At 66.2% G+C, this 19,788-nt stretch carries 17 protein-coding genes; 6 read left to right on the top strand and 11 right to left on the bottom strand.

The annotated features are described in order from the left end of the window. The first annotated feature begins 146 nt into the window (after positions 1-146). Positions 147-1,349 (top strand): phospholipase D-like domain-containing protein, encoded by a 1,203-nt coding sequence (locus QSJ34_RS05175; protein ID WP_285571245.1) that lies wholly within the window; start codon positions 147-149, stop codon positions 1,347-1,349. Here the strand turns inward: QSJ34_RS05175 and mqnE are convergent. The 7 genes from mqnE to QSJ34_RS05140 all read right to left on the bottom strand — a co-directional run bounded on the left by mqnE (position 1,346) and on the right by QSJ34_RS05140 (position 9,665). Next, entirely contained in the window at positions 1,346-2,473 is a 1,128-nt protein-coding gene (gene mqnE / locus QSJ34_RS05170; RefSeq protein ID WP_285571242.1) for an aminofutalosine synthase MqnE, read from the bottom strand. The two genes, QSJ34_RS05175 and mqnE, sit on opposite strands and share 4 nt — an antisense overlap. Positions 2,474-2,541: 68 nt before the next feature. Continuing rightward, entirely contained in the window at positions 2,542-4,335 is a 1,794-nt protein-coding gene (locus QSJ34_RS05165; protein ID WP_285571238.1) for a sensor histidine kinase, read from the bottom strand. Positions 4,336-4,362: 27 nt separating this feature from the next. After that, positions 4,363-5,397: a quinone-dependent dihydroorotate dehydrogenase gene (locus tag QSJ34_RS05160; RefSeq protein ID WP_285571235.1), complete on the bottom strand. Its 1,035-nt coding sequence runs from the start codon at positions 5,395-5,397 to the stop codon at positions 4,363-4,365. Then, positions 5,397-5,690 (bottom strand): hypothetical protein, encoded by a 294-nt coding sequence (locus tag QSJ34_RS05155; RefSeq protein WP_285571232.1) that lies wholly within the window; start codon positions 5,688-5,690, stop codon positions 5,397-5,399. Before QSJ34_RS05155 ends, QSJ34_RS05160 begins: the two co-directional genes overlap by 1 nt. A gap of 64 nt (positions 5,691-5,754) precedes the next feature. After that, a complete protein-coding gene (locus tag QSJ34_RS05150) occupies positions 5,755-6,417 on the bottom strand; it encodes a 3-oxoacid CoA-transferase subunit B (RefSeq protein WP_285571229.1) in 663 nt (220 codons plus the stop codon). Between the two features lie 48 nt (positions 6,418-6,465). Then, on the bottom strand, positions 6,466-7,794 hold the full coding sequence (locus tag QSJ34_RS05145) for a hypothetical protein (RefSeq protein ID WP_285571227.1): 1,329 nt from the start codon (positions 7,792-7,794) through the stop codon (positions 6,466-6,468). A gap of 89 nt (positions 7,795-7,883) precedes the next feature. After that, a complete protein-coding gene (locus QSJ34_RS05140; protein ID WP_285571226.1) occupies positions 7,884-9,665 on the bottom strand; it encodes a peptidylprolyl isomerase in 1,782 nt (593 codons plus the stop codon). Positions 9,666-9,837: 172 nt separating this feature from the next. Here QSJ34_RS05140 and QSJ34_RS05135 point away from each other — a divergent pair, with 172 nt between their 5' ends. Beyond that, complete coding sequence (locus QSJ34_RS05135; protein ID WP_285571224.1) at positions 9,838-10,791, top strand: glycosyltransferase family 9 protein; 954 nt, start codon at positions 9,838-9,840, stop codon at positions 10,789-10,791. An 11-nt stretch (positions 10,792-10,802) separates the two neighbouring features. Here the strand turns inward: QSJ34_RS05135 and QSJ34_RS05130 are convergent, their stop codons facing one another. The 3 genes from QSJ34_RS05130 to gmd are packed head-to-tail and all read right to left on the bottom strand — an operon-like array spanning position 10,803 to position 13,526. Continuing rightward, positions 10,803-11,762, bottom strand: coding sequence for a GDP-L-fucose synthase family protein (locus QSJ34_RS05130; protein WP_285571222.1), 960 nt, complete (start codon positions 11,760-11,762; stop codon positions 10,803-10,805). Beyond that, entirely contained in the window at positions 11,759-12,469 is a 711-nt protein-coding gene (locus tag QSJ34_RS05125; protein ID WP_285571219.1) for a hypothetical protein, read from the bottom strand. The genes QSJ34_RS05130 and QSJ34_RS05125 overlap by 4 nt, the downstream gene beginning before the upstream one ends. Positions 12,470-12,479: 10 nt before the next feature. After that, positions 12,480-13,526: a GDP-mannose 4,6-dehydratase gene (gmd, locus tag QSJ34_RS05120; RefSeq protein WP_285571218.1), complete on the bottom strand. Its 1,047-nt coding sequence runs from the start codon at positions 13,524-13,526 to the stop codon at positions 12,480-12,482. Between the two features lie 149 nt (positions 13,527-13,675). Here gmd and QSJ34_RS05115 point away from each other — a divergent pair, with 149 nt between their 5' ends. From QSJ34_RS05115 to QSJ34_RS05100, 4 genes are read left to right on the top strand one after another with little or no spacing between them, the layout of a single operon-like run. Continuing rightward, positions 13,676-14,908, top strand: a complete 1,233-nt coding sequence (locus QSJ34_RS05115; protein ID WP_285571215.1) for a glycosyltransferase family 4 protein — start codon at positions 13,676-13,678, stop codon at positions 14,906-14,908. An 8-nt stretch (positions 14,909-14,916) separates the two neighbouring features. After that, positions 14,917-16,254: a glycosyltransferase family 2 protein gene (locus QSJ34_RS05110; protein WP_285571213.1), complete on the top strand. Its 1,338-nt coding sequence runs from the start codon at positions 14,917-14,919 to the stop codon at positions 16,252-16,254. A 30-nt stretch (positions 16,255-16,284) separates the two neighbouring features. Next, positions 16,285-17,220 (top strand): UDP-glucuronic acid decarboxylase family protein, encoded by a 936-nt coding sequence (locus tag QSJ34_RS05105; RefSeq protein WP_285571211.1) that lies wholly within the window; start codon positions 16,285-16,287, stop codon positions 17,218-17,220. Further along, entirely contained in the window at positions 17,217-18,143 is a 927-nt protein-coding gene (locus tag QSJ34_RS05100; protein WP_285571209.1) for a hypothetical protein, read from the top strand. Before QSJ34_RS05105 ends, QSJ34_RS05100 begins: the two co-directional genes overlap by 4 nt. Here the strand turns inward: QSJ34_RS05100 and QSJ34_RS05095 are convergent. Continuing rightward, on the bottom strand, positions 18,127-19,737 hold the full coding sequence (locus QSJ34_RS05095) for a hypothetical protein (protein ID WP_285571207.1): 1,611 nt from the start codon (positions 19,735-19,737) through the stop codon (positions 18,127-18,129). The genes QSJ34_RS05100 and QSJ34_RS05095 overlap by 17 nt on opposite strands. Positions 19,738-19,788 lie beyond the last annotated feature (51 nt).

The following is a 19,788-nucleotide window of genomic DNA, read 5'->3' as shown; positions in this document are numbered from 1 at the left end:
CGAGGGCCGGCGGGCGTCGCGATGCGTCGTCACGCTCGTCGCGCGTAGTACCCGCTACGCTTCGACTCGCGTTCCTCGCCTCGCTCGCCCGGCGTCCCTCGCGCGACCGCGTGGGAGTTTTGTTAGGCACTCTTAGGAGGGATGCCATGCGCGCCCGTGCCACGCTTTTGATGACACTCGCCGGCCTGATGCTCGGCGCCCCCAGGCCGGCGCAAGCGCAGGCCGGACCCCGGGAACAGGCGACACGTACTCAGTTGGTGCAGTCCATTCCCGCCGAAACGGAGCTCGCTGATCCCGCGCTGGCCTTCGCCAAGGACGCGTGGGTGGAGATGATCCGCAGCGCGAAGCTGAGCGTGGATGCCGCCGAGTTCTACGTCACCAACCGGCCCGGCAGCGCCCTGGAGCCCGTGCTGGTGGAGCTGGAAAAGGCCGGAGCCCGGGGCGTGAAGATCCGGTTCCTGCTGTCATCCAAGATGCTGGATCAGGACCCCGCCTCGGTGGCGCGCATCAAGCGAATCCCCGGCACCGAAGTTCGAAGCTTCGATCTGGCGGGCGTCTCCAAGGGCATCCTCCACGCCAAGTATTTCGTGGTGGACGGGAAGGAGGCCTACGTCGGCAGCCAGAACTTCGATTGGCGGGCCCTTGAACACATCCACGAACTGGGTGTGCGCACGACCGAACCGGTCATCACCTCGCGGCTTGAACGGCTCTTCGCCATCGACTGGGCCTTCGCCGAAGGGCGCAAGCTGCCGGACCTGCCCGCGCAGCCGCCCATGTCCGCCCGGTCGCAGGTGGAGCTGGTGGCGAGCCCGCCCTTCCTCACGCCCAAAGACATCCGCCCCGCCATCGAGGCCCTGGTGGATCTGCTGGACCAGGCCAAGCAGAGCGTACGCGTGCAGCTGCTGACCTATTCGCCCGTGGCGGGCCAGGACCGCTTCTGGCCCAGGCTGGACAACGCCCTGCGTGCCGCCGCCGTGCGGGGCGTGAAGGTGCGGCTGATGGTCTCGGACTGGACCCTGGGCAGCCGAGCGCTGCCCCACCTGAAATCCCTCACCCTGATCCCGAACCTCGAAGTGAAGGTGGTCTCCATCCCCGAGGCGAAGGAGGGCCACATCCCCTTCTCGCGCACGGTCCACAGCAAGTACCTGGTGGTGGACGGCACCCACCTGTCCGTGGGCACGAGCAACTGGGAGGAGAGCTACTTCGACGACTCCCGCAACGTCGAACTCCTGTTCAGGGATTCGCCCCTGGCCGCCCAGGCCACGGGCATCTTCGACCGCCTCTGGGGCAGCCGCTACGCGTTCGCGCTGGATCCGGCGAAAACCTACGAGAAACGGAAGGTCGACTAGACAGCCGCGTAGGTGTTGTAGAGATTGTCGCGTTCCAGGGCCTCGAAACCGGCGTCCTGGATGAGGCGCATCAGCTCGCCCTGCTGCAGCCCCTGGGGGCTCTTGGCGCCGGCGAGGTGGGCGATCTCTTCGGCGATGACCGTGCCGTCCAGATCGTCGGCGCCGTAGCTGAGGCCCGCCTGGGCGAGGCCCGGAGAGATCATCACCCAGTAGGCCTTGATGTGCGGGATGTTGTCGAGCAGCAGCCGGGCCACGGCGATCTCGCGCAGATCCTGGGTGCCCGTGGTCTCGTGGATCACGTGAGTGGCGCTCAGCTCGTTGTCCTCGTTCTGGTAGGCCAGCGGGATGAAGGCGAGGAAGCCCGTATAGCCCGCCGCCAGGGAGCGGTCCTGCAGGTCGCGCAGGCGCAGCAGGTGGTCCACCCGGTGCTTCGGTTCTTCGATGTGGCCGTAGAGCATCGTGCAGTTGGTGGGCAGGCCCTTGCGGTGGCAGAGTTCGGCCGTGTCGAGCCAGACCTGGGCGTCCTTCTTGCCGATGCAGATCTTTTCGCGGAGCTCCTCGTCAAAGATCTCGGCGCCGCCGCCGGGGCAGCTCTCCAGGCCCGCGGCCATGCAGCGGTCCAGGAAGGCATCCGTCGACAGGCCCGAGATCCGCGCGTAGTAGTCCATCTCGATCATGGTGAAGACCTTGAGGTGGATGGACGGGAAGCGCGCCTTGATCTTGGTGAACAGATCCTCGAAGTAGTCGATCTTCAGCTTGGGGTTGTGGCCCGAGGTCATGTGCAGCTCGCGGACGCCCGCGTTCTCGGGCTTCTCCAGCTCGGCGATGATCTGCTCGGCGGAGAGCGCGTAGGCCCGGGGATCGCCGGGCTTGGCCTGGAAGGCGCAGAACTGGCAGTGGGTGTAGCAGACATTGGTGTAGGAGAGGCGGCGGCTCACCACGTAGTAGGCCGCCCGGCCGTGCTTCGAAAGCCGCACATGGTGGGCCATGGCGCCCACGCCTGTGAGATCGGGCGTCTCGTAGAGCAGCAGACCGTCTTCGAAGCTCAGGCGTTCTCCGCGCAGCACCTTCTCTGCCAGGGGCAGCAGGCGGGGGTCGCGGATCCTCGATTGCAGTGACAACATCGATACCTCGGCCCTCCAGTGTAACGCCGCCGCCGAGGGGCTCCGAGGCGCGATTCGGAGGAGGCCGCTCAGGAGACGGGCAGGGCCGCCGGAACCTGATCCGGAGCCTCGATGGCCCCCTCTGACTCGTTGGGCGGGCCGGGCAGGCGGATCTGAAACACGGTGCCCTTGCCGACCTGGGTGGTGAAATCAATGGATCCCCCGGCCGCCACCAGCAGGGATCTCACCGAGGCGAGGCCGAGACCGGTCCCCGTGCCCGAGGACTTGGTGGTGAAGAAGGGCTGGAAGATCTGGCCCAGCAGGTGTTCCGGGATACCGGTGCCCGTGTCCTCGATTTCGAGCAGGGGCCCCGACGCCTCGGCGCCCTTCGGGGCCCGGGCGCGGAGGCGGATGGTGCCTCCCGCGGGCATGGCGTCGCGGGCATTGCCCACCAGATTCACGAGAATCTGCTCCAGCATGCCCCGGGTTCCGAGGAAGGGCATGGGCCCGTCGACGGGATCCATGCGGAGGGTCTGGTTCTTCCGCACCAGCACCTGGAGCAGCGGGAGGATGGCCTTGAGCTCCACCCCCAGGTCCATGGCGCGGGGCGGCTCGGAATCCTGGCGGCCCAGGGTCATGAGTCGACTGCTGAGGGCGCCGGCGCGCTGCGTGGCCTCCTGGACGCGCAGGATGTCCGCCCGGTTGGGCACCTTGCCTTCGTCCAGATCCATGATCACGAGCTCGGCGCGGTTCTGGATCGCGCCCAGCAGGTTGTTCATGTCGTGGGCGAGGCCAGCTCCCAGGGTGGCCATCGAGTTCATGCGCTCGATCCGCAGCAGGATGCTCTGGGCGTCTTCGAGGGCCTGGGTGCGCTCCGCCACCCGGGATTCGAGCTGCTGGGAGAGCACGGAAAAATCGCGGAGCGCGAGGTACTGCCGGATCAGCAGCAGGACGACGAGGCCGAGGGCCAGCCAGACGAGGATGATGCGGTGGCCGGTGCCGGGATCCGTCGCCAGCAGCCAGACGCCCAGCCCCGTGGCGCCCAGGACGGGAACGTAGGGCAGCAGGTGGAGGGCGCGCGTCGGTTCATCGGGAAGGGCCGTGGGCCCGACGGGACGCCGGGACAGGGCCGCTCCCAGGTAGGCCAGCGGAATGGCGTAGACCAGGGGCCCGGCGGGGAAGTGGAAGACCGGGTTGCCGGAAAGCACGTCCAGCAGCCATTTGAAATTGTGCAGGCCCGCCAGCAGGAAAGCCGCCGCCAGCCAGCCCAGGGGTCCCCGCAGGCGGATGGTCCTGGTGACGCCGAAGAAGACCGTCAATCCCAGTAGGAGGTCATAGACCAGGAAGGTGGCCAGCCAGATGAGGCGTTCGAGGAGGGGGAAGTGCGGGTTGAGGAAGAACGGCCCCAGCACGAGGCCCCAGAGGATGAAGAAGGTGGCGAGGGCGAAGAGGAGTCCGTCCAGTCCGTGGCGGATGCGGTCGGAGCCCGTGGCCGGTGCCAGGCGCCAGCTGAGCAGCGGCCCGGCGAGAAGCAGCGAGCCGAGCACCTGCAGGACGATGGAGCCGTTCAGGAGGATATTCGACAGCGAATGTCCAAGAAATACGGGAATCCGCGCCGCCTGGATCAGGATGTTGATGAACAGCGACAGCGAGAGGATCCTCCACCCCAGGGTCTCGGATCCACCGCGCCTGGCGCGCCGGAGGGAAGCCGCCATCGCCAGGCAGGAGAGCGTCAGGAGACCCACGAGGAGGACGAGGTTCCGGGTAGTCCCGGCAAGTCCGTACTGGGCGCCCAGGCCCATGGCGCACGCGAGGCCGACCGCGGCCGCCAGGGCCACGCGCGGATGTTCGAGGATGGAGCCTCTCGTCTGCCCTGGGTTCATGAGAGGTCTCGCATGGCCGTCACGGGGCTAATGGGAGGATGGGTTGGAAGCCAGGCCCCGGTGGATGCGGTCCACCAGGTTGGGGCCTTCGAAGATCAGGGCGCTGTAGATCTGGGCCAGGGCCGCGCCGTCCTCCAGCGCGCCTTGCACGTCCTGGGCGGAACCCAGCCCCCCGCAGGCGACCAGGGGCAGGCGGCCGCGAAGCGCGGTGAGGATGCGCTGGCGCACCTGGCGGGCCTTGGCCTTGAGCGGCGCGCCGCTGAGACCGCCCGCGCCCTTGGATTCGACCAGGGCGCGCAGGGGCTCGTCCACGACGCTGCGGTCGAGGGTGGTGTTGGTGGCGATGAGGCCGGAGATGCCCGCGGCCACGGCCACGTCCACGATGGCGTCGAGATCCTCCTCCGCCAGATCCGGCGCGAGCTTCAGCAGGAGAGGCTGGCGCTCCAGGCCCATCTCTTTTCGGAGCTCCAGCATGCCCGCCAGCAGGGGCTTCAGGGCCTCGGGAGCCTGGAGGTTGCGCAGTCCCGGCGTGTTGGGGCTGCTCACGTTCAGGGCGATGTAGTCCACCTCGGGTGCGATGAGGCGGTAGGCCGCGCGGTAGTCATCCAGGGCCTGGGCCTCGGGGGTCTCCTTGTTCTTGCCCAGGTTGCCGCCCACGACGAGGCCGGTGGGACGATGACGCAGTCGGGCCGCCACGACTTCGGCGCCTTCGCTGTTGAAGCCCATGCGGTTGAGGATCAGGCCCGCTTCGGGAAACCGGAAGAGGCGCGGTTTGGGATTGCCGGGTTGGGGCCGGGGCGTGACGGTGCCGATCTCCACGTGGCCGAAGCCCAGGTATTTCCACACCGGCAGCAGGGTGGCGCCCTTGTCCAGGCCCGCGGCGAGGCCCAGCGGGCTGGGGAAGTCCAGGCCCAACGCACTCCGGCGCAGCGCGGACGGATGCTCGGGCTCAGGCCACCTGGGCCAAGCGCAGGCGCGCGCACCCAGCCAGAAGGCCAGGTTGTGGGCGGTTTCGGGATCGAGGCGGAAGAGGAGCGGGCGAAGGGCGCCGTAGAGATCCATCACTTCACCACGACCGTGGCCAGGGCCGTGACCTCAGGGAAATCGTCGCGACGCACCTGCACGTGGTAGGTGCCGGGCGTATCAGGCGCCGTGTAGAGGCCCGCGGCGGTGATGGTGCCGCCTCCGGTTTCCATCACGCGCCAGGCCACGGGTTGCCGGAGGTAGCGCACGCCTTCCAGGTAGTTGATCTCGGCCTGGAAGGCCTGGGTGGCGCCCCTGCCCAGCTTGACGGCCACGGGGCGGAGGCTCAGGACGGGCACGAAGGGCTCGGGTTTGGCGGGGGCGGTGATCATATCCTTGCACCCCAGGATCAGAAGCAGAGAAGACGCGAACAGCAGGCGGATCGGCATCACGGTTTCAAAGCCCCGTCATCTCGATCACCCGGTCCATCACGAGAGGCGGCTCCGTCTTGGCCTGCACCTCCTCGCGGCTCACGCCCGGGGCCACTTCCACCAGGCGCAGGCCTTCGCGGCCCGGCACGACGTCGATCACGGCCAGATCCGTGATGATGCGGTGCACGCATCGTTGGCCCGTGAGAGGCAGGTCGCACTTGCGCAGGATCTTGAACTCGCCGTTCTTGTTGGTGTGCTCCATGACCACCACCACGCGCTTCGCGGCGGCGACGAGGTCCATGGCGCCGCCCATGCCCTTGACCATCTTGCCGGGGATCATCCAGTTCGCGAGGTTGCCCTCCATGTCCACCTGCATGGCGCCGAGGATGGAGAGATCGATCTTGCCGCCGCGGATCATGCCGAAGCTGTCGGCGCTGCTGAAGAAGCTGGCGCCGGGGGCGGTGGTGACGGTCTGCTTGCCGGCATTGATGAGGTCGGCGTCGACCTCCTCGGCCGTGGGGAAGGGGCCGATGCCCAGCAGGCCATTCTCGCTCTGCAGGATGACTTCCATCCCCGCGGGGATCTCGTTGGCGATGAGGGTCGGGATGCCGATACCCAGGTTCACGTAGTAGCCGTCGCGCAGTTCCTGCGCGGCACGGCGGACGAGTTGATCACGGGACAGCGCCATTCGGACCTCGTGTGGGGCCTTCAGGATAGCGCAGGCGGAGCCTTCGGTTCAGAACACCCGGAAAGCCTGGAACACGCCGAAGCTCCAGCCCCAGCGGGCGGGGGCCCCGGACGCGGAAGAAAGGGGAAACTCCTGGCGCAGGGAGGCGAGCGAGGCGCCGAATCGTCCCGTGGGGGTGCGCCACTGGGCCTCGGCCTGGAGGCACCAGAAGGCTGGGCCCAGAGGTGAATCCTGAGCGGCGGTGCCGCGCACGGCCTTGAATCGCCCGCGGCCCTCGAGGAAGAGGGGCAGCCCCAGCTCCACCGTGCGGGTGAGCACCTCGCGCCCGAAGGCCGGTCCAAGGGCGTCGCCGCGGCTCGAGAAGCCCGCGAGGCAGGCGGGCTGGAGGAAGGTCTTGGGCCCCGTTTGAGCCGCGCCGCCCGCGTATTCCAATCCGAGGTCCCAGCCCTCCCAGACCAGATGCAAGCCACCCAGGTCGCGGGCAGGGGCCAGGGTGATGGAGCGGTCCTCCGGCGCAGCGCTTCGGCTGATGTACACGGAGGCTCCGCGGGCCTGCAGCCATCGCGCCAGCGGGGGAATGCGCACCCGCAGTTCGGCCAGGGATTCCGTGCGCGCATTGGTCTCGGGAGCCGCGTGGCCCAGGGCGTCCTGGCCTCCGCGCATCGACACCACGCCGACGTTGGCCTGCACCAGGGCCCCAAACGCTGCACGCAGGAGGCCGCCCCACAGGACGGGGTGCTGGAGACCGAGCCCCTGGGACTCGGCCTCCAGCCTCGAGGGTCGATCGGAGATCCATTCGGGGATCGGCGGGTTGCGCTCCAGCCGGCCCGCGAAGGCTACGGCCTGCCAGCGTCCCAGAGGAAGCTCGGCTTCCGGGGTCGAGAGAGAGATCCGAGGGAAGGCTCGTGCCGAGTCCCCCATCAGGTCCCCGCCGTTGAGGCCCGCGCCCCAGGCGAAGGGCGCCTGCTCCAGGGCCGCGCGCCAGCCCGATTCGGTCTGGTAGGCGAGGGCGGCCCGCTGCAGGATCCCCGTGGTCCGCCCCTGATCGCGCAGGGCCAGGAAGGTCGTGGAGAAGGACCAGCCCTCGCGGACATAGCGGCCCTGTAGGCCCAGGCCCCAACCCCGCGTGCCATGGCCCAGCCCCTCGGCGTTCATCAACGGCGCGTAGGGGCCCTCGGCACCGGCGCCGCCCCATCCAACTTCGAAGGAAGGCATGGAGGAGGGGCCGAGTGGCGTCTGCCCCAGTGTCCAATCAAGGCGGGCCTGGCGCAGGGTCGTGGCCCCGTCCTGCAGCATGGGCGCCTGGGCAAAGGCCGAAGCGCCCAGCAGGAAGAAAAGTAATGGAAACCGCGAAAGGCGCGAATGAGCGCGAAACAAGACTGGTCTCGATCCGGCTGCGATCGAGGTCTCTCGTCTCTCCTTCATTTCGCGCGCCCGAAGGGCGTTTCGCGTCTTTCGCGGTTCCATCACGGTTCGATGACCTGGATCGACTGGATCCTGGCGCCGAGTTCGATCTCATCGAGGACCCTGAGAGCTTGGTCGGGGTTCTCCACCTCGCCCATGCGCGTGTACTTGCCCGTGAGGTGGGGCGAGGCGTTGGTGAGGATGAAGAACTGAGAACCGCCCGTATCCTTGCCGGCCAGGGCCATGCCCACGCTGCCGGGCCCGTACCAGGTCAGCGAATTCTCGCAGCGCACGGTGTAGCCGGGTCCGCCATCCATGGTGTCGCAGGGCGATCCCATCTGCACCGTGAAGTCCGGCACCACGCGGGGCACCAGGCGCCCGTTGAAGTAGCCCTTGCGCGCCAGCAGCACCAGGTTGGCCACGTTCATGGGGGCCACGGTGGGATCGAGGCGTAGCGTCACGGCGCGCGCACCGCTGAAGGTGATGCGAAGGCGGATGGGACGGCCGCGCTCGGCGAGACGGGTGGCTTCCTTCAGGATGGCCCGATCGATGGCCGTGGGTTTCGGCGCGCCGGGCCAGGGTGTCGCGGGGTCCAGCTTCTGCAGGGCCAGGTAGGCCTCGTAGCGGCAGGTCCAATCCGGGTGCTGGAGCCAGGGACGCAGCTGGGCCTTTTGTTCGTCGGGCGTCATCTTCCAACGTGCGTAGCTCTGGATGAGGGTCTGCTGGGATTCGAACTGGGTGTCCTTCCAGGTGCGTTGCGTGAGCGCGTCGAGATCCGTTGGCGGGGCGGGCAGATCCTCGATGGCCGCGGCGCGGGCAAGGGCATCGGAACCGGAAAGCAGGCGTGACCTCAGCTCGTCCGCCTGTTTGGGAGCCTGCTGCCGCAGCGCGGGAAGCAGGTTGCCAAGCATCATGGGGCTCGTGGCGCCGAAGAACGGTTGCTGCTGAAGCGCGGCCTGGAGGGCGGGCAGCGGCGCCTGGAATTTCGCCAGGGCCTGGAATCCGTACCACTGGGCGAGGGGCTGAGAAGCGCTGGACCAGGGATCACTGCCGATCTGAAAGGCTTCCGCAGGCGCCGAGGTGGGCACGCCTTCCGCCAGCCGGGACAGGACGCCCGCGCGGGCCTGATCGAGGGTGGCTGAGGTGGGCGGGCGGAGGCCCAGGCGGGGCCAGGCTTCCGAGTCCGGCGAGAGTGTGCGGAAGGCTCCGAGGGCCAGGTCCCGCCGTTGGGCCCAGGGGCTCCGGTTCCAGGCGTCCATCATGGCCAGCAGGCTTCCGGGCGTCGCTTCCACCGGCGACAGCAGCTCTTTCTCCTTCCCCGCCATCACGAGGCGCAGCCGCGCGGCCTGGGCACGGACGGGATCGACTTTGCCGGCCTTCTGTCGCGCCTCGAGAAAGGCTTGCAGGGCAGGGGAGATCTCGCCGCCATTCAAGCGCGCGGTGGCGAGGGCGGCTTCGAGGTGCAGATGTCTGGGCCAGGTGGCCGCATCCTCTGGCCTAAGCCCATCGAGCGCCATGAGGGCCTTGGGGCTTTTCATGCGATTCAGGAAGAACAGCGCCGTGAAGCGTTCCTGGGGCGTACGGGCTTCCTTGGCCTTGGCCTCCCAGATCTCCGCCGTCGGCTTCTCCAGCTCCGCGGGCAGCAGGACCGGTGCGCCCGGCGCGCCGATGCGCCGGAGGGTCAGGTCCAGACGGGCCCGGTCGCGCTCGGAGAGGGCCTGTTTTTGGGCTTCGGTGAAGGTCGGCGGCTGCCGCGACCATTCGGCCTGGATGGCTTCGCGGACCGTGAAATGAACCGCCTGGGCGGACAGGGGCAGGGTCAGAAGGCAGAGCAGGCGGCGCATGGAACCTCCGGAAGGTCCATGCTAGCGGCTCGTGTCCGTGTTGAAACGGCGCTTCGGGCACAATGACCTTTGGAGGTGGTGGAGTGAGTGAGGTCAAGCCGAGGTGCGCCCCGTGATGATTCCTGAAGGTGCACTTTGGATCCGCATGCCTCGCTTCATCGGGGATGGCCTCATGATCCATCAAGCGGTGGCGCCCCTTCTGGAGAAGGGGAAGCCCCTGGTGGCCTGGGGCCCGCCCCAGTTGATGGATCTGTTCGAGGGCAGCAACGCCGTGACGGCCACGGTACCGGACGGTGCCAAGCCCGGGGCTTTTGAGATGGCGGGCTTGCTTCGAAGGCATCGGGCCGGGGGGCTCATCAATCTGCCTCGCAGCACGCGGGGGCTGCTGGCGGGTGCCCTGGCGCGCACGCCCATCCGGGTGGGGTGGAGCGAGAGCGGGGGGCGTTTTCTGGCGACGCATTCGGTCCCTTTCAAGGGGCGGGAGGATCACCAGATCGAGCGATACAAGGATGCGGTCGGCCTCGCCTTCCCCAACCTCGACTACGGGAACGCCAGGCCCTTCGTACCGCGGGAAGAGGCCATGGCTGAGGCTTTCCGGCTGCGTCAGGGCCTCGGATTGGAGGGAGCCTACGTCGGCATTGGTCTGAGCTCCGCCGCGGCCGTGAAGCGCCTGGGGACCCATATCTGGTTGGAGGTCATGGCCTGGCTGAGGGCCGAGGGGATTCCGCACGTGCTGCTGGGAGGGAACGCCGCCGAGGATATGGCGCAGGCCGAAGCGATCCGCGCCGTTTTCCCCGACACCCCTGACCTCTGCGGGAAGACGAGTCTGGCCGTGTCCTCGGCCCTCGTCTCCCAGGCGGCTGTGCTGGTGGGCAACGATTCAGGCCTGTCCCACCTCGCCGCGGCGAGCCACACCTCGTTGATCGTCGTGTTCGGCCCCACGCGCCCCAGCCTCACGGCGCCCAGGGGTCCCCGGGTCCAGATCCTTCAACACGAGCCTCTGGATTGCCTGGGCTGCCTTCGCCTGGGATGCCCGGTTCCCGGGCATCCGTGCATGGAGTCCATCGACCCCGCGCTGCTCATCAAGGCCCTGGAGGCCTTTCTGCCCAAGGCGGCGAACACCTAGGGTGCACTCAACTACTGGTTGAGCGCGCCGCGCATCCAGGTCACGGTTTGCGCGAGCCCTTCCCGGAGGGACAGACGGGCCTCCCAGCCGAACCGATCCTTGGCCCTGGAGGTGTCCAGCTGACGCCGGGGCTGTCCATCGGGATAGGCGGGATTGAACCGCAGCTCGCCCGTGTATCCGACCAGATCCTGGATCAATGTTGCCAGATCCCGGATCGTGATCTCTTCGCCGGTGCCGAGGTTGACCGGGTCCACGCCTTCGTATTTCTCCATGCCGTCGCAGATGCCGCGGGCCGCGTCTTCGACGTGGAGGAATTCCCGACTGGGGCTGCCCGTGCCCCAGAGTTCGACGGAGGGCAGGCTCTGGGCCTTGGCTTCGAGGAATTTCCGGATAAGCGCCGGGATCACGTGGTTGGTCTCAAGGTCCAGGTGATCGCCCGGGCCGTAGAGGTTCACGGGGATGAGGAAGATGCCCCGAGTGCCGTATTCCTGTTTGTAGGCCTGCATCTGGACGAGCAGGGCCTTCTTCGCCACCCCGTAGGGCGCGTTGGTCTCTTCGGGGTAGCCGTTCCAGAGGTCGTCCTCGTGGAAGGGAACGGGGCAGAACTTGGGATAGGCGCAGACCGTTCCCAGGACGGCGAGTTTTTCGATCTGCTCCAGCCGGCAAGCCTCGATGAGGTGGATGCCCATGACGGCGTTGGCGAAAAAGAAGGAGCCCGGATGGGCGCGATTGGCGCCGATGCCGCCCACCCGCGCGGCGAGGTGGATCACCCCGTTGGGTCGCTGCTCCCGGATGAATCGTTGCGCGGCGCTCGGATCCATCAGGTCCACCTCGGAGCTGCGGGTCGCGAGCACGTGCGCCCCGCGGCGCTCGAGTTCGGTCACGACCTGCCTGCCCAGGAACCCGTGTCCGCCGGTGACCCAGATGCGCTTGTCCGCGAGAGAAAAGGAGATGGGATGCATGGTGTTCATGTCCGTTCAAAAATGGCGTACCCGTGGCGAATGCCCCAGTCTTCTTCCACGAGCCTATAGCTCGGGTCCCCGCTCAGTCGGCGGTGGTTCATGAAATTCTTGTGGGCATTGACATCGTCGAGAAGAATCCAGCGGGCCCCGTAGACAAGGTCCAGTTCCGGTTCCCCCGTGAATTCGGAGCCGTCGATCAGCACGACATCAAAATGATCCACCCCTGTTTCCGCCAGGATGTGCCGGATGCCGTCCGGAAGGGGCGAGGCGCCCATGTACGTCCGATCAGCCTCCAGCCAGGAGAGCACCTGCTCGAGGGGGTACTCGTTCAATTTCGTCGGGTGGGTTCGGTAGAAGTCGGACACCTGTTCGGCCGTCGGCAGTTCAGAGGCGGGCACGGAGGAGGCGTTGTAGACGAAGACCTGGGGATTGCCGGCGTAGTGCGCCTTCAAGGCCGCGAAGCGCGTCTTGGAGATCTCCATGCAATGCAGGTGCGGTCGACTCGGATTGCGCGCGATGCCCAGGGCGAAAGCCTCCGTGCTGCCGCGTCCCGAAGACGATCCGATTTCCAGGATGTGTCGGGCTTCGACCTTGGAAGCGAGATCGAGGATGGCCGTGTAGAAGGCATCGTCCTTGATTTCGGGCGGGATGATGGCCTCGATGGAGGACGAACCCTTGGTCTTGGAAGACCAGCGCCGGAATAGCTTTCTGAGCATAGGCGTGTCCTCAGCGGTAGCCGCCCCGGGGTGCATCCTCATGGCCGGCGTGTTTGAGCACCAGCTCCTTTTCCGCCAGGCGCAGGTCGGAATCCACCATCATCTTGGCCAGCTCGGTGATGGAGGTTTTCGGCTGCCAGCCCATGAGGCGCGAGGCTTTGCTCGGGTCGCCCTCGAGATGATCCACCTCGGCGGGGCGGAAGTAGCGGGGATCGATCTCCACGTGCTTCTCCCAGTCCAGGTCCAGTTGCTCGAACACCAGCTTGAGAAAGTCGCGGATGGAGATGCTCGTGCCCGTGGCGATGACGTAGTCATCCGGCTGGTCCTGCTGGAGCATCAGCCACATGGCTTCGACGTAGTCCCCGGCAAAGCCCCAATCCCGCTTGGCATCCAGGTTTCCGAGGTAGACCTTGTCCTGCAGCCCCATCTTGATGCGGGTGGCGGCGCGGGTGATCTTGCGCGTCACGAAGGTCTCGCCCCGGCGGGGACTCTCATGATTGAAGAGGATGCCATTGGTGGCAAAGAGCCCGTAGCTTTCGCGGTGGTTCACGACCTGATAGTGGGCGTAGGCCTTGGCGCAGGCATAGGGGCTGCGGGGCTCGAAGCGGGTCAGCTCATGTTGGCGCGGCTTGGCCGAGCCGAACATTTCGGAACTGCCGGCCTGGTAGAGCCTGATCTGGCGGTCGTTGTGCTTCTGGTGGCCCCGCACGGCCTCAAGCAGCCGGATGACGCCCATGCCCACGACATCCACCGTGTACTCGGGCTGATCGAAGCTCACGCGGACATGGCTCTGGGCGCCGAGGTTGTAGATCTCCGTCGGGCGGACTTCCTCAAGCATGTTTCTGAGGGCACCGGAGTCGGTCAGGTCGCCGTAATGAAGGTGGAGGCAGCCCTTCTGATGGGGGTCGACATAGATGTGATCGATGCGTTCTGTGTTGAAATTGGAGGCACGGCGAACCACTCCGTGCACGTCGTAGCCTTTGCTGAGCAGGAATTCTGCCAGATAGCTACCGTCCTGGCCCGTGATGCCAGTGATCAGTGCGACCTGCTGTGACAAGAAGCCTCCTCGGGGATTCCTGTCAGGATATCATCAATTAAGAACCTTCCTGTTGCCTGGTACGGGTGGCTTGTTGCGGGCCGGGATGCTCCTTCTCTGCGACAACCCTCTCCTGAATTCACGGGATGCCTCCGTGCCACGTGGGGACCATGCCTAGACTGAAACGCCTGATTTTCAACTTCATTTCCATGGACCCGGCACGAGTCGGGGGCGCGGCCCGTCTGGCTCAGTGTTTGGCCGAGCATGTGCCGGAAGGCGCCGATCCTTCACTTCGCACGCTGGTGGCCACCGCCCATGACACCTGGGAACAGCACTTCCCTTTGAAAGGCGATTTCGAAACCTTGGACGCCTCCGGTTGCAGCAAGTGGGGCGCCGGGTGGGCCATCGAACAGGCCTTTGAGGTGCCGAGTGCCCGGCGAACATTCCTGGTACAGGCCGCTCGCCCCTTTCAGAAAGCCTTCAGGTTTCCGGCCTCGTGGCGTGAAGGCACCATCGTTCACGTGCCCACCCAGGTGATCCATCCGCGGCCGCCGAAACACTGGAACTTGCCCTACGTGATGAATCTGGCTGATATCCAGCACGAGCACTTTCCGGAATTTTTCTCGCCGCAGGAACTGGCCAAACGACGCCGCCGGTTTCTCGAATCCGCTCATGCCGCCGCGGCCGTTTGCGTGGCCGACGAGTGGACTCGGCGGGATATTTTGGCGCACCTTCCGATCTCTCCCGACAAGGTGCACGCCATCCCGCTGGCGCCCACCTGGGACCTTGGCCAGGCCCCCAGCCCCGTGATGGCATCCGAGTGCGCCAGAGGTCTTGGCCTGCCGGAACGGTTCGCCTTCTATCCCGCCCAAACCTGGGCGCACAAGAACCATGCGCGGCTCTTCGAGGCGCTCGCTCACCTGAAATCGAAGGGCGTGATCCTTCCCCTGGCGTGCTGTGGCCATCAGAACGAACACCACGCGGAGCTCTTGAAGCGGGCGGCTGAGCTGGGCCTGGGGGATCAGATCCATTGGCTTGGGCTTCGCACGGAAGCCGAAGTGCGCGCGCTCTACGTGGCCTCCACGCTGGTGGTGGTGCCGACCTTGTTCGAGGGGGGTCCCGGCATCCCCGTGCTGGAGGCCATGGCCTTCCAGAAACCCCTGGCTGCGGCCAGCATCTGCGGCATTCCGGAAGCGGTGGGGGACACCGGGCTCCTGTTCGATCCTTTGGATCCGGCCGATATGGCGACGGCACTCCAGAAGCTCTGGCAGGATGGGGCTTTCGCCGCGGAACTGGCCGCCCGAGCCTACCTGAGAATCTCGCAACGCACCTGGGCGAAAACATCTGAGGCCTATCGCGCACTTTATGAAGACGTGCTCGACCGGGTTTCCGGACATCGATAGGAATGATGATGCCCTTTCTTCTGCTTATGCCCTCCTACAACCAGGCGCATTTCATCAAGGAGGCGGTGGACTCGGTCCTGGCCCAGGATGATCCCGACTGGGAACTGTGGATCCTCGACAACAGTTCCGATACCACACCGCAAGTCATGGCGGAGTACACGGATCCACGCATTCACTTCATTCATGAACCCAAGCGGATGGATCCGGGAACCTGTCTGAACGAGATGCTTCGGATGGCCGTGGGGGAACACTTCAGCTACATCCATACGGACAACCGGTTGCTGCCCAACTATGTTTCGGCTTTCCGGGAGGCCCTCAACCGGCACCCAATGGCCCTGGCCTACTGCGATCAGTTCGGCATCGACGATCAGGGCGGGGGCCGCAAGTACCGCAAGCGTCCACCGGTCTTTTCCCTGCCCCGGCTTTTTTCGTGGGATTCCCTCGGTGCGCCCTTCGCCGCCACGACCAAACTGGCCGGAGCGGTGGGAGGGTTCAGCGCGGATGACCTGGCCGACGACGTCTACTTCGCCCTGAAGGCTGACGGTCTGGGCCCCCGCATTCACGTGGCCAAGGCCCTGGTGGAGTACCGATGCCACGGCGGTTCCCGGGCGGAATCCCTGGGGATGCAGGCCGTCGCCCAGGCCATTTACAGCAGTGTGGTCAAGGTCTACCGGGCCAGGAACCCCCAGCTGCCGGATCCTTTCGAAGGCACGCTTCCGGGTATTCATCGGCATGTGAAACGCGCCTTTGCCCAGGCTCGCATGCTCGCCTCGACCCTCTTGGCATCCACCGCCGCAGATGCGCCCATCTGGATCGATGGCACCGGCCCCGCATCGTTCTGGCTGGCGCTCGCCTGCGAGTCCCTCGGGCGCCGTCCGCGGGGATTCCGGGCCAAGCGGCCGGGCATGCTCCTGGGTCTCCCGGTTCGAGAGCTTTCGGAACCCCTTGAATCCCACGAAAGATCCCTTCGACCCCGTTCCGAAGCCGGGGACGCGTCCAGTCTCAGCCAGGATTGGACACAGTCCCTGCGCTGGGTCCTGCGCGGGCTCCCGCCGACGGACCAGGCCCTCAAGCGCTACCCGGCCACGATCATGTGCAGCCTGTTGGCCCCCTTCCACCGGCAGCATCCCGGCGGCCCGGTCGCCGTCGTAGGGCAGGGGCCGCTGGCGGCCTACCTGGCCTACGGCATCGAAACCATCGCGACCTTGCCGGTCGCGGGCCTTCTGAATGGCCCTGGGATTCTGGGCCTTCCGGGGCTGGCTGAGGCTGATGCGACGTCCTGGGTTGTTCCGGGAAACGAATCCGCAGCCAGTGGTATCACCTGGCGGACAAAAAACCCTCTTTAGAATGGGCCGTCCCACACGCTTGGAGCAGGCATGTCAAAACGCATTTTGGTCACCGGCGGCGCAGGTTTCCTGGGCTCACATCTCTGTGAGCGACTGTTGTCCAAGGGGCACGAAGTCATGTGCCTGGATAACTTCTTCACCGGGTCGAAGGAAAATGTCCTGCCTCTGATGAAGAGCCCCTACTTCGAGGTCATCCGTCACGACGTCATGGTGCCGATCCACCTGGAGGCTGACGAGGTCTACAACCTGGCCTGCCCCGCCTCGCCGGTGCACTATCAGAAGGATCCGGTCGAGACCATCAAGACCTGCGTGCATGGCTCCATCAACATGCTCGGATTGGCCAGGCGCACGGGCGCCCGGATCCTGCAGACGTCCACCTCGGAGGTCTACGGGGATCCCAAAATCCAGCCCCAGACCGAAGACTACTGGGGCAATGTGAATCCCCTGGGCATCCGCAGCTGCTACGACGAAGGCAAGCGCTGCGCGGAGAGTCTGTTCTTCAGCTACCACCGCCAGTACGCCACGGACATCCGGGTCATCCGGATCTTCAACACCTACGGCCCGCGCATGCATCCCAACGATGGCCGGGTGGTGAGCAATTTCATCGTCCAGGCGCTCCGGGGCGAGGACGTCACCATCTACGGCGAGGGGCAGCAGACCCGTTCCTTCTGCTACGTCGATGACCTCATCACCGGCATGATCGCCTTCATGGAGCAGAACGTGACGACGGGTCCCGTGAACATCGGCAACCCGGGCGAATTCACCATGCTCGAACTGGCGGAGGCCGTGATCCGCCTTTCGGGAAGCAAGTCGAAGCTGATCTTCCAGCCCCTTCCTCCGGATGATCCCAAGCAGCGCTGCCCCGACATCTCCAAGGCCAAGGCCCTGCTGGGATGGGAACCCAAGGTCAGCCTCGAAGACGGCCTGAAGGAGACCATCGCCTACTTCCGGAAGCGCCTCGCATGAGTGGCCTGCCCATCCACTTCTTCACCATCGTGCTCAACGGCGAGCCCTTCATCCGCTACCACCTCGACCTGTTCAAGAGTCTTCCCTTTGCCTGGCACTGGCATGTGGTGGAAGGGGTGGCGGAACTCAAGCACGACACGGCCTGGAGTGTGGCCGCCGGGGGCCGCATCGAAGCGTCCTTCCATGACCAGGGACGCAGCAACGACGGCACCAGCGCTTACCTGGATGAGATTGCCGCGGCCTATCCTGACCGTGTGACGGTCTACCGCCGGCCATTGGGAACCTTCTGGGACGGCAAGCTGGCCATGGTCCGGGCGCCCCTCGCGAACATCCGAGAAGAATGCCTCCTCTGGCAGGTGGACGCCGATGAACTCTGGACCGCCGAGCAGGTCGTCCGGTGCCGGGAGCTTTTCCAGGCACATCCTGAAAAACGGGCCGCCTACTACTGGTGCCATTTTTTCGTGGGGCCTGATCACGTGCTGACCACCCGGGACGCCTACGGGAACAACAGCTCCTTCGAGTGGCTCCGCACCTGGCGGTTCAAGCCGGGGGACCGCTGGGAATCCCACGAACCCCCCGGGCTGTTCCACCGCTTCGAAAGGTGGCGCCAGTGGCCGCGCATCCTTCAGGGAAAGCGGTTGCGACCTCCGTTCAGCGCGAGCGATGCGACGGTCTTCTCCCACCGGGAAACGGAAGCAGCCGGCCTCGTCTTCCAGCATCTGGCCTACGTCATCGAAGCCCAGTTGAGGTTCAAGGAGATCTACTACGGGTACCAGGGCGCTCCGGAACGGTGGCGGACCATGCTGGCCCAGGACCAGTTCCCCATCGCCCTCAAAGACTATTTCCCCTGGGTGAAGGACGGCGCTCAGGTGGGCCTTGCCTCCACACGGGGGCTCTACCCGATCCTCAAAACCGGCGACTGATCGCCAACACGGCATTGGTTCCGTGGAGGGTCGACCCCGGTTCGAAATGATGGTTGCGTTCCCGCTGGACGGCGAAGCTCCCGCCAACCCTCCAGCCCTGGCCAAAGCCGCAGGTTCCTTGAAGCTCGAGGTGCTGGAAGCGCCCATCCGCGGGTTCTTCACCGGGGTGGGCCAGACGCCAGGCGGCGATGTCGTCCTTGAAGGCGCGGAGGCCGTCCGTGAAGATGAGCCGTCCGGACCATTGGTCCTGATGCCATCCGTAGGAGAGCGTCTGGCTGATGATGTTCCCTCCAAACGCATCGCCCATGGGGTCTCCGCCATTGGAGTGCCCCGCGAGGAAGAACCAGTGCGAATAGGTCTGGTAACCCGTGCCGGGCCGCTCTCCCGTCCGGTTATCGAGATACTCGAGCCCAAGGTCGGCGTGCTCCCAGGTGAACTGCAGGCCCACCGCTTCATTCGGCCACTGCAGGTTGGGTGAGGCTTCCCGCCGGTCGCGGGCCCAGACCGTGCGGGGTGAGGTGGTCGCGTCTGTCTTCACGTCGCGCCAGATCGCCTCGAGGGGATGATGGATGAAATCCCGCCACTGCCAGTCCACGTTTTCGGCCCCGCGGCTGATGTAGGCGAAGGCGCCCTTCGCGTGGGTCCATTCCGCCAACCAGGTGGGGCGAAACCGGATCTCGACGTTGGCGATGCCATTGCTCTGACCGGTGGTGGCGCGGCCACTGGGATGGGCCGGGTCGCCCGCGGCCTCGGTGATGGCAATGTTTTGAGCCCCCAGGAAGGCGCCCAGGTAGGTTCGGAACCGGTACCCCCTGGTGAGGTCATGGCCATCGGCGGCGATGCCACCCCATTGGGAGGAGATCGCGAAATTCATGTCCACGCTGGAACCGAACTGGGCCTTGAGGCGATAGCCCCCCTGGAAGGCCTGCTGGACAATGCCCCCCTGAGCTCGGGCTGAGGCCAGGAGTTGCTCACGGTCCGCGGCCCAATCCGGCACACGCTGATCGGCGCCCAGCTTGCCAAGGAAAGCCTCGAAGCCCCAGCGGCCCAAGGGCACGCTGAACAAGGACAGGTCCGCCATGGGCGTTTCAAGCACGGCCCTCGGGAAGGGTTGGGCCGACGTGCCATAGAGGTAACCCCCCGTGATGCCATAGCCCCATTGGAACGGCATGCGTTCGAAGGAGACCTTCCATCCGCCTTCGGTGCGATAGGCCAGCCGACCCGTGTGCAGGCGAAGGCGATCCACCTGGTCTCCGCCTCCGTGGATGGCCAGGAAGGTTCCCTCCACCGTCCACCGTTCGTTGGACCAGCCGAGGCGCCACGCGAGCCCCGTGCCTCGCAGCGCGGTGCCGAGCCCACTGCCATCGAGCAGGGGGGTGCGGGCGGCGCCGCCCGGCGTGATGCTGACGGCGGCCGCCTCGAAGATGCCTTGAGCCGGGCTTGGTGCAGGCGTGTCGATCCCGCCTTCGCCCCAGTGGTTGAAGGTCTGGCGCAGCCGGTTTGCTTCGTCCTGAAGCAGGGGGGCCTGCGCCGCGAGGGGGCCGCCGAGGAGCGCGCAGCAGAGCAGGCGGCCCGGAATACCGCGTCGAATCATCTGAGGCATCGAAATCATCCAAAACCCTAAGCCTAACAGCGGGACGGAGCG

It is taken from the genome of Geothrix limicola, assembly GCF_030268085.1.
Lineage (GTDB): Bacteria > Acidobacteriota > Holophagae > Holophagales > Holophagaceae > Geothrix > Geothrix limicola.
Note: the sequence above shows the minus strand (reverse complement) of the source record. Positions and strands in the feature narration are given on the sequence as shown.

Coding starts and splice junctions, on each gene's coding strand:
- QSJ34_RS05130 (WP_285571222.1), bottom strand. CDS start 11,762: ATGAACACCATGCATCCCATCTCCTTTTCTCTCGCGGACAAGCGCATC.
- QSJ34_RS05100 (WP_285571209.1), top strand. CDS start 17,217: ATGAGTGGCCTGCCCATCCACTTCTTCACCATCGTGCTCAACGGCGAG.
- QSJ34_RS05150 (WP_285571229.1), bottom strand. CDS start 6,417: ATGGCGCTGTCCCGTGATCAACTCGTCCGCCGTGCCGCGCAGGAACTG.
- QSJ34_RS05115 (WP_285571215.1), top strand. CDS start 13,676: ATGCCTAGACTGAAACGCCTGATTTTCAACTTCATTTCCATGGACCCG.
- QSJ34_RS05155 (WP_285571232.1), bottom strand. CDS start 5,690: ATGATCACCGCCCCCGCCAAACCCGAGCCCTTCGTGCCCGTCCTGAGC.
- QSJ34_RS05140 (WP_285571226.1), bottom strand. CDS start 9,665: ATGCGCCGCCTGCTCTGCCTTCTGACCCTGCCCCTGTCCGCCCAGGCG.
- mqnE (WP_285571242.1), bottom strand. CDS start 2,473: ATGTTGTCACTGCAATCGAGGATCCGCGACCCCCGCCTGCTGCCCCTG.
- QSJ34_RS05175 (WP_285571245.1), top strand. CDS start 147: ATGCGCGCCCGTGCCACGCTTTTGATGACACTCGCCGGCCTGATGCTC.
- QSJ34_RS05105 (WP_285571211.1), top strand. CDS start 16,285: ATGTCAAAACGCATTTTGGTCACCGGCGGCGCAGGTTTCCTGGGCTCA.
- QSJ34_RS05135 (WP_285571224.1), top strand. CDS start 9,838: ATGATCCATCAAGCGGTGGCGCCCCTTCTGGAGAAGGGGAAGCCCCTG.
- QSJ34_RS05125 (WP_285571219.1), bottom strand. CDS start 12,469: ATGCTCAGAAAGCTATTCCGGCGCTGGTCTTCCAAGACCAAGGGTTCG.
- QSJ34_RS05095 (WP_285571207.1), bottom strand. CDS start 19,737: ATGATTCGACGCGGTATTCCGGGCCGCCTGCTCTGCTGCGCGCTCCTC.
- QSJ34_RS05110 (WP_285571213.1), top strand. CDS start 14,917: ATGCCCTTTCTTCTGCTTATGCCCTCCTACAACCAGGCGCATTTCATC.
- QSJ34_RS05160 (WP_285571235.1), bottom strand. CDS start 5,397: ATGGATCTCTACGGCGCCCTTCGCCCGCTCCTCTTCCGCCTCGATCCC.
- QSJ34_RS05165 (WP_285571238.1), bottom strand. CDS start 4,335: ATGAACCCAGGGCAGACGAGAGGCTCCATCCTCGAACATCCGCGCGTG.